Origin of the sequence: Vogesella mureinivorans (assembly GCF_007644035.1) — a bacterium.
In the GTDB taxonomy this organism is placed as follows: domain Bacteria; phylum Pseudomonadota; class Gammaproteobacteria; order Burkholderiales; family Chromobacteriaceae; genus Vogesella; species Vogesella mureinivorans.
In genome coordinates this window covers 1-418 of the sequence record NZ_VMTV02000920.1, presented here as the reverse complement: position 1 = coordinate 418, position 418 = coordinate 1, and the positions used below count along the sequence as shown (strand labels likewise).

Sequence of the window (418 nt, the reverse complement as noted above, 5' to 3'; positions counted from 1 at the left end):
TCTTTTTAGGGGCTAACTGGAGCAGCAAGTCGTTTGAGCATCAATCTGATAAAACAAAGCTTGAGCTTGGCATTGGCAGCTTCGAGTGTGCGGTCAAAATTTTTGACTAAACTCTTGCATCGCTCTACCCAAGCATTCGATCTTTCAATCACCCATCTAGCTGCAACCGGAACAAATCCCGATTGTCCTTTAGCCTCCTTTTGAGCTTTTGATGGTTTGGCCGAGAGTTCAAACTGGATCTTGGTCATAATTTGAGGATAAATCTGCTCCAATGAACTCGTCAGTTTTTCAGGATGATAACCATGATCTACCAAGATAGTAATCTTCGGCAGTTCCAGCGGTTTAGATTTGAAGTAATCGATATTTTGGGTCAGCATTTCAATCAACCCTTGGTCATCAGATACGCTGGCTTTGGTGC

Annotated in this window: 1 protein-coding gene; it reads right to left on the bottom strand. The window is 43.1% G+C overall.

The window, feature by feature from the left end; all coding sequences use genetic code 11:
• Positions 1–5 precede the first annotated feature (5 nt).
• On the bottom strand, positions 6–418 hold a 413-nt coding region (locus FLQ44_RS25695), incomplete at its 5' end, for a transposase (RefSeq protein WP_206209042.1).